The following is a 14,987-nucleotide window of genomic DNA, read 5'->3' on the forward strand; positions in this document are numbered from 1 at the left end:
GCTCGGCGACCGGGGGTGATCAGTCGACGCTCACATCGTAGAACAGGGGGCGGCCGTACAGGTCGTACTGCAGGCCACTCACTCGCTCGCCGACCGCGGTGATCGCGGAGGGGACGTACAGCGGCACGATCGCCTGGTGGGTCGCGTTCCACTCCTGCAGCTGCGTGTACAGGGTGTCCCGCTGGCCCTGGTCGCTGGTGGCAACGGCCTGCTCGAGCAGCCCGTCCACCTCCGGGTCCGACACCTGCGAGGCGTTCTGGAACCCGTCGGTGTGCAGGTGGTTGCGAAGCAGATCCGGGTCGACGCCCGAGAAGCCCCAGTCGGTCAGGTCGAACGTCTTGGGTCCGTACTGCTCGTTGTAGGCACCGGGCTCCAGCACCTCACGCACGACATCGATGCCGATCGCCTTGAGGTCGGACTGGATCGCGTTGGCGAGAGCGGCGCGATCATCGGGCACGGGGGTGTAGGCGATCCAGCGCACCGAGAGCGGCTGTCCGTTCTTCATGCGGATGCCGTCGGCGTCGCGCTCCGTCCACCCGGCCTCGTCAAGCAGCGCGTTCGCAGCATCGGCGTCGTACGGCCAGCTGTTCTCCAGCGCCGCGTCGTAGCCCGGCGTGGTCGGGCCGAGGATGCTCCACGCCCGCGGAAACTGACCGAAGAAGATCTCCTCGACCGCGGCGTCGATGTCGATGCCCTTCGCGAAGGCCTGACGCACCTTCTCATCGGCGAAGACGCCGTACTTCTCGTTGAGGTACAGCGAGTACGGCAGACCGGGGTACTCGACCGAGTCGACGGTGATGCCGTCGCCGAGGTCTCCGGCGAGGTTCGGCGGGATGTTGCTCGCGATGTCGGCCTCGCCGCTCTGCACCACTCCGGTGCGCACCGACGCCTCGGGCTGGATCTCGACGCGCAGCGTCTCGACCTCGGGTGCCTTCTCGCCGTGCGGCCCCCACGCGTAGTCGTCGTTGCGGGTGTACACGATCTCCTGGTCGGGCGTGTACTCGGTGAGCTCGTAGGGACCGGTGCCCACGGTGATGCCGGGGCCACCCGCCTTGAGCTGGCCGGCGGACTCCTCGAGCGCGGCCGGCGAGTAGAACCCGAGCTGCGGTGTGCTGGCCGCCTGCAGGAACGGGGCGTACGGCTGCGTGAACGACACCTTCACGGTGTGCTCGTCGATTACCTCGGTGCCCTCGTAGAAGTCCGCGCCGAGCATGCTCGCCGCCTGGGCGGACTCGGTCTCGGGGTCGACGATGCGGTCGAAGTTCGCCTTGACCGCCTCGGCGTCGAACGGCTCGCCGTCGGTGAAGGTCACATCGTCGCGGAGCGTGAAGGTGTACTCGGTGCTGTCGTCCGACACCTCCCACTCGGTCGCGAGCCAGGGCGTGAACGATCCGTCCGCCTCCTGGAAGACGAGGGAGTCCAGCACCGCGCGCTGCACCATCCCCGAGACGTCGAGCTGGCTCACCTGGGGATCCATGTGCCCCGCAGCGAGGTTGGCGCCCTCGATCGACCACACGAGCTCTGCCCCCTCGGAGTCGGACGAGCTTGCGGAGCAGGCGCTCAGCGCCAGCGCGGCGACCGTGCTGAGGGCGACGAGGGGAAGAACGCGACGTGCGGGGTGTGCGGGCATGGCAATTCCTCGGAAGAACGGGTCGGGATGAATCCAGTGTATTGCCGATTCTTGGACCCGGTCGATGTGTGCGCCGCTCTCCCGCACGACCACGGTCGGTACACTGGAGCCACAACCCACACTCAGGCACGCTCACACAGTGCCGCATACATCGCTCGAGGAGACCTCCATGTCCGAGTCCGCACCCTCTCAGATCCCTGACAAGCCCGTACTCGAAGGTCTCGAAGCGAAGTGGGGCGAAGCGTGGTCCGAGCAGGGCACGTACCTGTTCGACCGCATCCGCGCCGCCCAGTCCGGCCGCGAGGGCGTCTACTCGATCGACACTCCGCCGCCGACCGCATCCGGCAGCCTCCACATCGGCCACGTGTTCTCCTACACGCACACCGACGTGAAGGCCCGCTTCGAGCGCATGCGCGGCAAGACGGTGTTCTATCCGATGGGCTGGGACGACAACGGCCTTCCCACCGAGCGCCGCGTGCAGAACTACTACGGCGTGCGCTGCGACCCGTCGCTCCCGTACGACGCGGACTTCACTCCGCCGTTCGAGGGCGGTGACAACAAGTCGAGCCGCGCCGCCGACCAGGTGCCGATCAGCCGGCGCAACTTCATCGAGCTGTGCGAGCGGCTGACCGTCGAGGACGAGAAGCAGTTCGAAGCGCTGTTCCGTCAGCTCGGCCTCTCGGTCGACTGGACCCAGACCTACCGCACGATCTCCGACGACACGATCCGTCAGAGCCAGCTCGCGTTCCTTCGCAACCTGGAGCGCGGTGAGGCGTACCAGTCGCTGGCGCCGACGCTGTGGGACATCGACTTCCGCTCGGCGATCGCACAGGCCGAGCTCGAGGACCGCGACCAGCAGGCCGCGTATCACACGATCGACTTCCCCTTCGCCGACGGCTCGGGCTCGATCACGATCGAGACCACCCGTCCCGAGCTGCTCCCCGCGTGCATCGCGATCGTGACGCACCCGGAGGGCCCGCACAAGCAGCTCATCGGAACGAAGGTGCGGACGCCGTTCTTCGGCGCCGAGATCGAGATCCACGGCCACCACCTCGCGCAGCCCGACAAGGGCACCGGCGCCGCGATGGTCTGCACCTTCGGCGACGTGACCGACATCATCTGGTGGCGTGAGCTGCGCACCGCCGACGGTCGCGACCTGCCCAACATGACGACGATCGGCCTCGACGGACGCTTCCTCCCGAACGCCCCGTCGATCGTGGCGAACGCGGAGGCAGCCGACTGGTACGCCGCCGAACTCGCCGGCAAGACCGTGTTCTCCGCTCGCAAGGCGATCGTCGAGAAGCTGCAGGAGACCGGCGACATGACGGCCGTCGGCAAGCCCTTCTCCCACGCGGTGAAGTTCTTCGAGAAGGGCGACCGCCCGCTCGAGATCGTCTCCACGCGCCAGTGGTACATCCGCAACGGAGCCCGCGACGGCGAACTCCGCGACGAGCTGCTCGCGCACGGCACGGAGCTGTCGTGGCACCCCGACTTCATGCGCGTGCGCTACGAGAACTGGGTCGGCGGCCTCACGGGCGACTGGCTCGTGTCGCGCCAGCGCTTCTTCGGTGTGCCGATCCCGCTCTGGTACGGCCTCGACGAGAACGGCGAGCGCGACTACGACCGTGTGCTCACACCCGATCACGCCGCGCTGCCGATCGACCCCACCACCGATGTGCCCGCCGGCTACTCGGAGGACCAGCGCGGCGTGCCGGGCGGATTCGATGCCGAGGCCGACATCCTCGACACGTGGGCCACGTCGTCCCTGACGCCGCAGCTCGCAGGAGGATGGCAGCGCGACGAGGAGCTGTGGCAGCTCACCGCTCCGTTCGACCTGCGCCCGCAGGGACAGGACATCATCCGCACGTGGCTGTTCTCGACCATGCTGCGCTCGACCCTCGAAGACGGCCGCTCGCCGTGGCGCAATGCCGCCATCTCGGGCTTCATCGTCGACCCCGACCGCAAGAAGATGTCGAAGTCCAAGGGCAACGTGGTGACTCCGGCCAACATCCTCGACGCGCACGGATCGGATGCCGTGCGCTACTGGGCCGCGTCCAGCCGCCTCGGCATGGATGCGGCGTTCGACCCGCAGAACCCCACCCAGGTGAAGATCGGACGCCGGCTGGCGATCAAGGTCCTCAACGCCGCGAAGTTCGTGCTCTCCTTCCCCGTGCCGGAGGGCGCGCAGGTGACACACGCCCTGGATGCGTCGATGCTGACGGCGCTCGACGCCGTCGTGGTCGAGGCGACGAAGGCGTTCGAGAACTACGACCAGGCCAAGGCACTCGAGGTCACCGAGGCGTTCTTCTGGACCTTCTGCGACGACTACCTCGAACTCGTCAAGGAACGGGCCTACAACCAGGCCGACGTCGGTCAGGCTTCGGCCGCGCTCGCGCTACGCCTCGCCCTCTCGACGCTGCTGCGCCTGCTGGCACCGGTCATCTCCTTCGCGACCGAGGAGGTGTGGTCCTGGTTCGAGGAGGGCTCCGTGCATACGGCCTCGTGGCCGGAGTCGCTGCGCATCGAAGGCGACACCGCGGTGCTGTCCGCGGCCAGCGAAGCCCTGATCGGCATCCGTCGTGCCAAGACCGAGGCGAAGGCGTCGCAGAAGACACCGGTCTCGCGGGCCGAGATCGCGGCACCCGCGGCAAAGCTCGAGGCACTGCGCGCCGCAGCCGACGACCTGCGCGCGGTCGGACGCATCGCGGAACTCGAGTTCACCGAGGCGGCGGAGTTCGCCGTGACGATCGAGCTCGCGCCGACCGAGGAGGCATGATGCAGCTGGGCACCCGGTGGTCGACCGGTGCGGAGCCGCCGGCATCGGTTCCCTCGGCGCTCCGCCCGGCGATCGCCGAGGTGGAGGCCCGCGGCCTGGCCGGCCACTGGACGCTCACCTGGCTCGAAGGCCGAGCGATCGCCGAGCTCGACGCCGGCTGGGAGGTCATGCAGACGGCATCCGGCGAGATCGTCGCCCGCCCGTTCGAGGACTGATTCGAGCCCGAGCCACCGCACCCCCAGGGGTCGTTGAGCGAGCGAAGCGAGACGAAACGCGCCTCGCCCCGACGGGTCGTTGAGCGAGCGAAGCGAGACGAAACGCGCCTCTCTCCGCTCGACTCACCTTCCGGGTACGCCCATCTGCGCGAGCAGATGCTCGACGGCCCGCGGGTCGTGTCGTCGGGCCTGCTGCTCACGCAGGAGGTCGAGTGCGATCTCCCGGCGCCCGGCACGCGCCGCGATGCGGTGTTCGACGAACGCGGTGAGCCGGTGCGCGACACCGAGAATGCGCCGTTCGACGAGAGTCGGTGCCGCGAGGTGCAGGGCTGCGCTGGTCATGATTCCTCCGTTCGCGTCGCGGTGGGCAGGTCGAAGAGCTCCGTGCGGAGGGTCACACGGCGCACGTCTGGCCCGGTCTGGCCCTGATATCGGTCGACGACCCGGTCGACCACCGCTGTCAGCTCGGCTTTGAGCTCTGCCATCTGTTCGGCCGTGAGATCGAGGTAGGTCGTCATGACGATGCCGGCATCGCGCCACTCCTCGGGGATACCGGCCTCGGAGCGGTTGAGGTAGGCCATGAGCGTCTCGTGACGGAGTCGGAAGAACTCCGACGTGACGATCTGCGCGGACGCCCTGTCCGACGGCGTCATCGTGTCGTCGGGTCCCGGCAGATCGATCCGTCCCTTCGGGCGCTCCCACCACCGTTCTCTCGCAGTCCCCCGCCCCTCGACCTCACGGATCAGGTCGTGAGCGGCAAGCGCTCGCAGGTGGTAGCTCATGGAGCCCGAGGTCTCGCCCACGAGCGCAGCGAGAGTGCTGGCGGTCTGCGGACCGCGCTCGCTCAGCAGGTCGAAGATCCGCACCCGCAGCGGATGCGCGAGCGCCTTGAGCGCGCCGGCATCCAGGCTGCGGGACTCTCGCTGATTCGTCATGCATGCAAAGATACGCTTGCAAAACTCTCTTTGCAAACTTTCCTTTGCAGATGTTCCTTGCGGGCTCAGCTCACGACAGCGCGCGCAGCGATGAACGCCGAAACGCACCGCTCGACCTGCTCTGCGGTGTGCGCGGCCGAAAGCTGCACACGGATCCGCGCGAGGCCCCGAGGAACGACCGGGAAGCTGAACGCCGTCACGTACACGCCCTGTCGCTGCATCTCGGCCGCGATGCGCGCGGTGAGGGCGGCGTCCCCGAACATCACCGGGACGATGGGGTGCTCCCCCGGCAGGAGGTCGAATCCCTCCGCCGTCATACGTTCGCGGAACAGCGCCGCGTTCTCTCGCAGCCGGGCTCGGAGATCGGCCGATCCCTCCACGAGGTCGAGAGCCGTGAGCGTACCGGCCACGATCGACGGCGCGAGCGTGTTCGAGAACAGGTACGGACGAGAGCGCTGGCGCAGCAGCGCGACGATGTCGGCGTGCGAGGCGACATAGCCTCCGGATGCTCCGCCGAGCGCTTTGCCGAAGGTCCCGGTGTAGATGTCGACCCGGTCCGCGACACCGCACAGCTCGGGCGTGCCCCGACCGTTCTCTCCCACGAATCCGACGGCGTGCGAGTCGTCGACGAAGACGAGGGCGTCGTAGCGCTCTGCGAGGTCGCAGATCTCTGCGAGCGGTGCGATGTATCCGTCCATCGAGAACACGCCGTCCGTGACGACGACACGGAAGCGAGCATCGGATGCCGCCTGCAGCTGTGCCTCGAGGTCAGCGATGTCGCGGTTGCGATAGCGCAGACGGCGGGCCTTCGACAGCCGGATGCCGTCGATGATCGACGCGTGGTTCAACTCGTCCGAGATGATCGCGTCCTCGGCGGAGAACAGCGTCTCGAAGACCCCGCCGTTCGCGTCGAAGCAGGAGGAGTAGAGGATGGCGTCGTCCGTGCCGAGGAAGCCCGCCAGGCGGCGCTCGAGCTCGAGGTGCTGCTCCTGGGTCCCGCAGATGAAGCGCACGCTCGCGAGGCCGTAGCCCCATTCGTCGAGCGCCGACTTCGCGGCATCCAGGATCCGCTGGTCGTCGGCGAGCCCGAGGTAGTTGTTGGCGCAGAAGTTGAGCACTTCCTCGCCGTCCGCCGTGATCTCGGCGCGTTGCGGACCCCGGATGCCGCGCTCACGCTTGGTGAGGCCTGCTTCGTCGATCCCTGCGAGCTCCGCCGCCACGTGCTTCTCAAAGGTTCCGTACATCACAGCTCCGTCCAGTCGAGGATGATCTTGCCCGTGCCGGCGGACTCCGCCGCCGCGAAACCGCGCTCCCAGTCTCTGGCCGGCAGCACGTCTGCGATGACGCGACCGATCGATTCGCGCAGCGTGGCGCTCGTCTGGAGCATCGCGCCCATGGCGTTCCACGTCTCGAACATCTCGCGGCCGTAGATGCCCTTGATCGTGAGCATGTGGGTGACGAGCTTGCCCCAGTCGATGCCGAACCCGTCGCTGGGCAGGCCCAGCATGGCGATGCGGCCGCCGTGGTTCATGTTGTCGATCATGGCGGGGAGAGCCGCGGGCGCCCCGCTCATCTCGAAGCCGATGTCGAACCCCTCGCGCATGCCGAGGGTGTGCTGTGCGTCGCGGATGTCGCGCTGCGAGACATCGACGACCTCGTCCGCGCCCATGAGCGTCGCCATCTCGAGCCGTGGCGCACTCACGTCCGTGGCGGTGATGAACCGCGCTCCGGCGTGTCGGGCGACCGCGATCGCCATGAGGCCGATCGGACCGCATCCCGTCACGAGAACGTCCTCGCCCACGAGCGGATAGGTCAGGGCCGTGTGCACCGCGTTGCCGAGAGGGTCGAAGATCGCGCCGAGTTCGGGGGTGACGTCGGCGTGGTGCACCCAGACGTTCGTCGCGGGGAGCGCCAGGTACTCGGCGAACGCTCCGTCACGCTGCAGTCCGAGGCCGACCGTGCGGATGCACATCTGCCGCCGACCGGCGCGACAGTTGCGACACGTACCGCAGACGATGTGTCCCTCGCCCGAGACGCGGTCGCCGACGGAGATGTCGTGCACGAGCGGTCCGACCTCGACGACCTCTCCGTAGAATTCGTGACCGGGGATCAGCGGGGCGTCGATCGCCGAGGCGGCCCAGTCGTCCCAGCGGCGGATATGCAGGTCGGTGCCGCAGATGCCCGTTCGTAGCACCCGGATGACGACCTCATCGGACGCGGCGACGGGATCCGGTCGCTCGACGAGTTCCAGGCCCGCGGCACGTTCCCCCTTGAACAGAGCTCTCATGTGTCGATCACACCGCACGCTACCGTTTAGAGCAAGGCGTTTGATCTGCAGGGTCGGTGTAGCTTTCACTAAACTTTTCGTGTGGAGATCCACCAGCTGCAGATCCTTCGTGAGCTCGGCGCCCTCGGCAGCGTCGCCGCCGTCGCCGACGCGCTGTCGGTGACCCCCTCCGCGGTGTCGCAGCATCTGGCCGCCCTGCAGCGCGGCTTCCGCACCCCGCTCACGCGCAAGGACGGACGCCGCCTCATCCTCACGCCGGCGGGAGAGGTGCTCGCCGCCGCCGGAGTCGAGGCGATCGACGCGATCGCCTCCGCCCGCAACGCCGTCGACGCATTCGAGAGCGATCACACGGGGGTGGTCACGGTGAGCGGATTCCACAGCGTCGGTCAGGCGCTCTTCGGCGAGCTGATCCGGGAACTCGGAGATGACGCGCCGACCGTCGAGCTGACCGACGAAGACGTCGCGCAGAGCGAGTTCCCCGCGCTGACGGCTCGCTACGACCTGGTGCTGGCACATCGGATGGAGCACTCCACCCCCTGGCCGACGCAGGGCATGCGCAGCATGACGCTCGTGAAGGAACCTCTCGACGTCGCAGTCGCGGCAGCGCACCCGCTCGCGCAGCGCACGCGCGTGACACCCCTCGACGTGGTCGACGGACCGTGGGTGACCAGTCGGGCTGGCTACTCCCCCGACGACGTCCTCGGGGCGGTGGCGGCAGTGGCCGGCCGCCCCGTCGAGATCCGGCATCGCATTAACGACTACGGCGCCGTGGCCGCGGTCATCGCCGCAGGGGGTGTCATCGGGATGCTGCCTCGCTACACCTCGCGCACAGGAGACACCCCTGGGATCGTCCGCCTGCCGCTGCGCGGAGTGTCGACGCATCGTCTCATCGACCTGCTCGCCCGCCCCGAGAATCTGCGTCGCCGCTCGGTGCGCCTCGTGGTCGAGGCCCTCGAGCGCGCGATGGCTAGGCTCAGAGGATGACCGACGCCACGAATCCGTTGCTGCAGCCGTCGACACTCCCCTACGGACTACCGGACTACGCCCGCATCCGCGCCGAGCACTATCTGCCCGCCTTCCGAGCGGCGTTCGACGAGCACCGCCGCGAAATCTCTCGCATCACGATGGTGCGGTCGATGCCGACGTTCGAGAACACGGTCGAGGCGCTGGAACGCTCAGGCGAACTGCTCGACCGCGTCTCGCACGCGTTCTACACCGTGAGCTCGGCCGACGCGACGCCCGAGATCCAGGCGGTCGACGAGCAGCTGGCCCCGCTGATGGCCGCGCACCATGACGCGGTGACGCTCGACGGCGCCCTGTACTGGCGCGTGCAGCAGGTCCACTCGCAGCTCGACGAGCTCGATCTCGACGAGGAGCAGCGGTACCTCGTGGAACGCCACCACCGCGAGATGACCCATGCCGGTGCGGCGCTCGACGACGAGGCGAAGGCACGACTGACCCTTCTGAACCAGCAGCTCTCAACGCTCAGCAACACCTTCGAGCGCAACCTGCTGAACGACACCAACGACTTGGCAGTGCTGTTCGAGACCGCCGACGAGCTCGCAGGACTGGGTGCGGGTGAGCTCTCGGCCGCCGCGCGCTCCGCCGAGGAGCGCGGAGTCGACGGGTACCTCGTCTCGCTCCCGCTCTTCACGGGCCACCCGTATCTTGCGCAGCTGCAGAACCGCGAGTCGCGTCGCCGCATCATGGAGGCTTCGCGCAGCAGGGCGTCGCGGGGCAACGGGAATGACAACCGCCCCGTGCTCATCGAGATCGCCCGGCTGCGCGCGGAGAGGGCGGCGCTGCTCGGCTACGCATCGCACGCGGCCTACGTCACGGCAGACGAGACCGCCGGCACACCGGAGGCCGTCGAGCGGATGCTGCGCGAGCTCGCCGCACCGTCGGCCCGCAACGCGTCCACCGAACGCGCCGCGCTGCAGGAGATCGTCGACGAGCTCGAACCGGAGCCCTTCCCCGTCGAGGCCCATGACTGGGCGTTCTACACCGAGAAGGTGCGGTCGGCACGCTACGACATCGACACGGCAGCGCTGCGGCCCTGGTTCGAGGCGGAGCGAGTGCTGCACGACGGCGTCTTCTTCGCCGCGACGCAGCTTTACGGCGTGACCTTCGCGGAACGCCCCGACCTGGTGGCGTACCACGCGGGCGCCCGCGTGTTCGAGGTGCGCAATGACGACGGCTCCGAGCTCGGGCTCTACGTACTCGACCTGTACACGCGCGACTCGAAGCGGGGCGGTGCGTGGATGAACCCGATCGTGAGCCAGTCGCGACTCCGCGGGACGCGGCCGGTCGTCGTCAACAATCTCAACGTGCCGAAGCCTGCGGACGGCGAGCCGACGCTGCTCACGCTCGACGAGGTCACCACGCTCTTCCACGAGTTCGGTCACGCGCTGCACGGCCTGTTCGCGGTCGTCACCTACCCGCATTTCGCCGGAACCAACGTGTTCCGCGACTTCGTGGAGTTCCCCAGCCAGGTGAACGAGATGTGGATCCTGTGGCCGGAGGTGCTCGGTAACTACGCCCGTCATCATCTCACGGGAGAACCCCTGGATGCCGCGGTCGTCGAGCGTCTGCGCTCGGCCGAGACGTTCGATCAGGGGCACGCCACGAGCGAGTACCTCGCCGCCGCGTGGCTCGACCAGGCCTGGCACCGTCAGGGTCCGGATGATGAGGTCACGGACGCCGCCGCGTTCGAGGCATCCGCGCTCGCCGACATCGGACTCGACGACCCGGCCGTTCCCACCCGGTACTCATCGGCGTACTTCGCGCACGTCTTCTCCGGCGGCTACAGCGCGGGGTACTACTCGTACATCTGGAGCGAGGTGCTCGACGCGGACACGGTCGACTGGTTCCGCGAGAACGGCGGCCTGACCCGCGCGAACGGCGACCGCTTCCGCGCGCGCCTGCTCGGCGTCGGCGGGTCGAAGGATCCGCTCGCGGCCTACCGCGACTTCCGCGGAAGGGATGCCGAGATCGCCCCGCTCCTTAAGCGGCGCGGCCTCGAGAGCTGAGTCGCCGGGGTCAGCCCAGCGATCGCACCTCGATCGGGTCCTCGATCACGGCGCCTTCCCCGCGGTGGACGCGGAACGCCGTGCCCCCCGCCCGCTCGGCCACAGCCTCGGTCAGCACTCCGTCGCGGAACACATCCTCGAATCGGCGACGATAGTCGGCAGAGTCCCCGCTGGCGGTGGGAACGAAGCATACCCGGGGGCGGTCGACGCCCGCGAGCTCGAGGATGTGATCGTCGATCGCGGAACGACCGTCATCCGACATCGAGAATCCGCCGCCGCCGAGCGCGACGACCGTCCCGACGGGCCGCACGATCAGGCGCTCTTGCGCTTGCGTTCCATGACGATGGTGGGCGGCGCGCCCTCTTCGACGGCCGCCCGGGTCACGATGACCTTGGCGACGTCTTCCGCCGACGGGATCTCGAACATGATCGGCCCGAGCACGTCCTCGAGGATGGCTCGCAGCCCGCGAGCGCCGGTCTTGCGCTCGACCGCGAGGTCCGCGATCGACCGGAGGGCGTCGTCCTCGAACTCGAGCTCGACGCCGTCGAGCTCGAACATCCGCTGATACTGCTTGACGAGAGCGTTGCGCGGACCGGTAAGGATGTCGATCAGTGCGTCCTGGTCGAGGGGCGACACGTTGGTCACGACGGGCAGTCGTCCGATGAACTCGGGGATCAGGCCGAACTTGTGCAAGTCCTCGGGCAGCACCTCGCTGAACAGGTCGAGGTCTTTGCCCTTGTCGTGCAGGGGGGCGCCGAAGCCGATGCCGTGCTTGCCGACGCGGGCCGACACGATGTCTTCGAGCCCGGCGAAGGCACCCGCGACGATGAAGAGGACGTTCGATGTGTCGATCTGCAGGAACTCCTGGTGCGGGTGCTTGCGACCACCCTGCGGCGGGACCGACGCGACCGTTCCCTCGATGATCTTGAGGAGCGCCTGCTGCACACCCTCGCCCGAGACGTCGCGCGTGATCGACGGGTTCTCGGCCTTGCGGGCGATCTTGTCGACCTCGTCGATGTAGATGATGCCCTGCTCGGCGCGCTTGACGTCGTAGTCGGCGGCCTGGATCAGCTTGAGGAGGATGTTCTCGACGTCCTCACCGACGTAGCCCGCCTCCGTGAGGGCCGTGGCGTCCGCGACCGCGAAGGGCACGTTCAGTCGCTTGGCGAGGGTCTGCGCCAGGTAGGTCTTGCCGCAGCCCGTCGGGCCGATGAGCAGGATGTTACTCTTCGCGATCTCGACGCTCTCGGCCTTCTGCTCGGCCGGCTGCAGGGTGCCGTGCGCGCGGATGCGCTTGTAGTGGTTGTAGACCGCGACGGCCAGCGCCTTCTTGGCGGGCTCCTGCCCGACGACGTACTCCTCGAGGAACGAGAAGATCTCGCGGGGCTTGGGCAGCTCGAAGTCGGCCGTTCCCTCGGCGGACGACTCCGCCATGCGCTCCTCGATGATCTCGTTGCACAGCTCGACGCATTCGTCGCAGATGTACACACCGGGGCCAGCGATGAGCTGCTGCACCTGCTTCTGGCTCTTTCCGCAGAACGAGCACTTGAACAGGTCAGCGCTTTCACCGATACGGGCCATGCGCGTCCTCCTCGAGGGATCCAGAGATCGTCTACTGAGCCTAACCGGAGCATCCGACACAGGGACGCATTGGCGCGTGCCCGGGGCTCCGCGAGTTCGGACGCCGCTCCGTCGGCGCAGGGCGGACGCGGCATCCGTCACTCGACGCCCCTGCTGATCGCCGGAGCCTCTGCTCATTCGCGTGAATGAGCAGGGGCTTCGGCAGCAGACAGGGGCGTCGGCTCGCGAGCGGGCGTCAGACCATGCTCTTCGTGTGCCAGACCGTCTTCACCTCGGTGAACGCGGCGATCCGCTCGGGCGAGGCGGTGACGGCACCGGGCGCCAGAACGCGCTTCAGCGTCTCGGCGGCGGCGATCTGCATGTCGACCCAGTCGAGGTCGCCGGCACCGGCGAGATCGAGCGCGTTCACGTCCTGGTGCGAGGCGAGCCACGGCACGATCTCGGCGGGCGAGCCTGTGAGCACGTTCACCACTCCCCCCGGCACATCGCTGGTCGCGAGGACCTCTGCGAGGCTGATCGCGGAGAGCGGATGCCGCTCGCTGGCGACCACGACGACCGCGTTCCCCGCGACGAGCGCCGGGGCGACGACCGACACGAGCCCGAGCAGGGCGGAGTCCTGCGGCGCGACGATCGCGACGACGCCCGTGGGCTCGGGCACCGAGATGTTGAAGTAGGGACCGGACACCGGGTTCGCGTTGCCCGCGACCTGCGCGTATTTGTCGCACCAGCCCGCATACCAGACCCACAGGTCGATCGCCTCGTCGACCTGTGCGGACGCCGCCGACGACGACACGCCCTCCTGGGCCGAGATCTCGTCGATGAACTGCGCGCGGCGGCCTTCGAGCACCTCGGCGACGCGGTAGAGCACCTGGCCGCGGTTGTACGCGGTCGCGCCCGACCAGCTCTTCACGGCGGCGCGCGCGGCGACGACAGCGTCCCTGGCATCCTTGCGGGAGCCCTTCGCGGCGTTCGCGAGGAACGCGCCCTTCGCCGAGAGCACCTCATACGTGCGGCCGGACTCGCTGCGAGGAAAGGCACCGCCGATGGCGAGCTTGTACGTCTTCGGAACACTGAGTCGCTTGCTCATGCTGCGGCCCCCTTCAGGTACGCGGTGAGACCCTGGCGTCCGCCTTCGCGACCGTAGCCGGACTCCTTGTAACCGCCGAACGGGCTCGACGGGTCGAATCGGTTGAACGTGTTGGCCCACACGACGCCGGCGCGCAGCCGATCGGCGACCGCGAGGATGCGCGATCCCTTGTCCGACCAGATCCCCGCCGACAGACCGTACGGGGTGTTGTTCGCCTTGGCGATCGCCTCGGCCGGAGTGCGGAACGTGAGCACCGAGAGCACCGGCCCGAAGACCTCGTCGCGCGCGATCCGGTGCGAGGCCTCGACTCCGGTGAAGATCGTCGGGGCGAACCAGAACCCCTTCTCCGGGATGGCGCAGTCCGCGGTCCAGCGCTCCGCGCCCTCCGCCTCTCCGATGTCGCTGAGCTCGCGGATGCGGGCGAGCTGCGCGGCGGAGTTGACGGCGCCGATATCGGTGTTCTTGTCGAGCGGGTCGCCGAGACGCAGCGTCGACAGGCGGTTCTTCAGGCGGTCGATGACCTCGTCATGGATCGATTCCTGCACGAGCAGTCGACTGCCGGCGCAGCACACATGCCCCTGATTGAAGAAGATGCCGTTGACGATGCCCTCGACCGCCTGGTCGATGGGGGCGTCGTCGAACACGATGTTCGCGGCCTTCCCGCCGAGTTCCAGCGTCAGCTTCTTGTTCGTACCGGCGACAGCCCGGGCGATGTCGCGGCCCACGCCCGTCGAGCCGGTGAACGCGACCTTGTCGACATCGGGGTGGCGTACGAGTGCAGCACCCGTGGCTCCGGCGCCGGTGACGATGTTCACGACACCGGCCGGGAGGTCGGCCTGCTGCAGGATCTCGGCGAAGATCAGCGCCGTGAGCGGCGTCGTCTCGGCCGGCTTCAGCACGACGGTGTTTCCTGCCGCGAGGGCGGGCGCGAGCTTCCACGCGAGCATGAGCAGCGGGAAGTTCCACGGGATGACCTGGCCGGCCACCCCGAGCGCGCGGGGGTTCGCGCCGAGTCCCGCGTAGTCGAGCTTGTCGGCCCAGCCGGCGTAGTAGAAGAACCAGGAGGCGACGAGCGGCACGTCGACGTCGCGGCTCTCCTTGATCGGCTTGCCGTTGTCGAGGCTCTCCGCGACGGCGAGCTCGCGAGCTCGCTCCTGCACGAGGCGGGCGATGCGGAAGAGGTACTTGCCGCGGTCGCGTCCGCTCATGCGCGACCACGTCCTGTCGTAGGCGCGGCGCGCGGCGGCGACGGCGCGGTCGATGTCCTCGTCGGTCGCCGACGCGATCTCGGCGATGCGCGACTCGTCGGCGGGCGAGATCGTGGTGAAGCTCGATCCGGACCCGTCGACGAAGTCGCCGTCGATGAACAGACCGTAGCTGTCCTTGAGGTTCAGCACGGCCTTCGACTCCGGTGCCGGAGCGTATTCCAGGAATGACATATCTCGTC

Annotated in this window: 13 protein-coding genes; 4 read left to right on the forward strand and 9 right to left on the reverse strand. The window is 68.3% G+C overall.

Annotation, left to right across the window (positions count from 1 at the left end; translation table 11 throughout):
- Positions 1–19: 19 nt before the first annotated feature.
- Complete coding sequence (locus AUC47_RS13085) at positions 20–1,630, reverse strand: ABC transporter substrate-binding protein (RefSeq protein WP_096715601.1); 1,611 nt, start codon at positions 1,628–1,630, stop codon at positions 20–22.
- 169 nt (positions 1,631–1,799) lie between these two features.
- On the opposite strand from AUC47_RS13085, the gene valS reads away from it, so the two are divergent.
- The gene (gene valS, locus AUC47_RS13090) at positions 1,800–4,406 is read left to right on the forward strand and encodes a valine--tRNA ligase (protein ID WP_096715602.1); all 2,607 of its coding nucleotides are present in this window, start codon (positions 1,800–1,802) and stop codon (positions 4,404–4,406) included.
- Entirely contained in the window at positions 4,406–4,621 is a 216-nt protein-coding gene (locus AUC47_RS13095; RefSeq protein ID WP_096715759.1) for a hypothetical protein, read from the forward strand. The genes valS and AUC47_RS13095 overlap by 1 nt, the downstream gene beginning before the upstream one ends.
- Before the next feature lie 123 nt (positions 4,622–4,744).
- Here the strand turns inward: AUC47_RS13095 and AUC47_RS13100 are convergent, their stop codons facing one another.
- The 4 genes from AUC47_RS13100 to tdh form a co-directional block, all read right to left on the reverse strand.
- Positions 4,745–4,963, reverse strand: coding sequence for a hypothetical protein (locus AUC47_RS13100; protein WP_096715603.1), 219 nt, complete (start codon positions 4,961–4,963; stop codon positions 4,745–4,747).
- A complete protein-coding gene (locus AUC47_RS13105; RefSeq protein ID WP_096715604.1) occupies positions 4,960–5,556 on the reverse strand; it encodes an ArsR/SmtB family transcription factor in 597 nt (198 codons plus the stop codon). The genes AUC47_RS13100 and AUC47_RS13105 overlap by 4 nt, the downstream gene beginning before the upstream one ends.
- A 65-nt stretch (positions 5,557–5,621) precedes the next feature.
- Positions 5,622–6,800: a glycine C-acetyltransferase gene (locus tag AUC47_RS13110; protein WP_096715605.1), complete on the reverse strand. Its 1,179-nt coding sequence runs from the start codon at positions 6,798–6,800 to the stop codon at positions 5,622–5,624.
- Positions 6,800–7,843, reverse strand: coding sequence for an L-threonine 3-dehydrogenase (tdh, locus tag AUC47_RS13115; protein WP_096715606.1), 1,044 nt, complete (start codon positions 7,841–7,843; stop codon positions 6,800–6,802). Before tdh ends, AUC47_RS13110 begins: the two co-directional genes overlap by 1 nt.
- An 81-nt stretch (positions 7,844–7,924) precedes the next feature.
- On the opposite strand from tdh, the gene AUC47_RS13120 reads away from it, so the two are divergent.
- Together AUC47_RS13120 and AUC47_RS13125 are read left to right on the forward strand one after the other, a co-directional pair.
- The gene (locus AUC47_RS13120) at positions 7,925–8,827 is read left to right on the forward strand and encodes a LysR family transcriptional regulator (protein WP_096715607.1); all 903 of its coding nucleotides are present in this window, start codon (positions 7,925–7,927) and stop codon (positions 8,825–8,827) included.
- On the forward strand, positions 8,824–10,872 hold the full coding sequence (locus tag AUC47_RS13125) for a M3 family metallopeptidase (RefSeq protein WP_096715608.1): 2,049 nt from the start codon (positions 8,824–8,826) through the stop codon (positions 10,870–10,872). Before AUC47_RS13120 ends, AUC47_RS13125 begins: the two co-directional genes overlap by 4 nt.
- Before the next feature lie 10 nt (positions 10,873–10,882).
- Here the strand turns inward: AUC47_RS13125 and AUC47_RS13130 are convergent, their stop codons facing one another.
- The 4 genes from AUC47_RS13130 to AUC47_RS13145 form a co-directional block, all read right to left on the reverse strand.
- Positions 10,883–11,182 carry a Type 1 glutamine amidotransferase-like domain-containing protein gene (locus tag AUC47_RS13130; RefSeq protein WP_256999577.1) on the reverse strand — a complete coding sequence of 100 codons (300 nt, stop codon included), beginning with the start codon at positions 11,180–11,182 and terminating at the stop codon, positions 10,883–10,885.
- Positions 11,183–11,184: 2 nt separating this feature from the next.
- Positions 11,185–12,453, reverse strand: coding sequence for an ATP-dependent Clp protease ATP-binding subunit ClpX (clpX, locus tag AUC47_RS13135; RefSeq protein WP_096715609.1), 1,269 nt, complete (start codon positions 12,451–12,453; stop codon positions 11,185–11,187).
- Positions 12,454–12,688: 235 nt separating this feature from the next.
- On the reverse strand, positions 12,689–13,540 hold the full coding sequence (locus tag AUC47_RS13140; RefSeq protein WP_096715610.1) for an aldehyde dehydrogenase family protein: 852 nt from the start codon (positions 13,538–13,540) through the stop codon (positions 12,689–12,691).
- A complete protein-coding gene (locus tag AUC47_RS13145; protein ID WP_096715611.1) occupies positions 13,537–14,979 on the reverse strand; it encodes an aldehyde dehydrogenase family protein in 1,443 nt (480 codons plus the stop codon). The genes AUC47_RS13140 and AUC47_RS13145 overlap by 4 nt, the downstream gene beginning before the upstream one ends.
- Between the last annotated feature and the right edge of the window lie 8 nt (positions 14,980–14,987).

The sequence above is a fragment of the Microbacterium sp. SZ1 genome, from assembly GCF_002362255.1.
Lineage (GTDB): Bacteria > Actinomycetota > Actinomycetes > Actinomycetales > Microbacteriaceae > Microbacterium.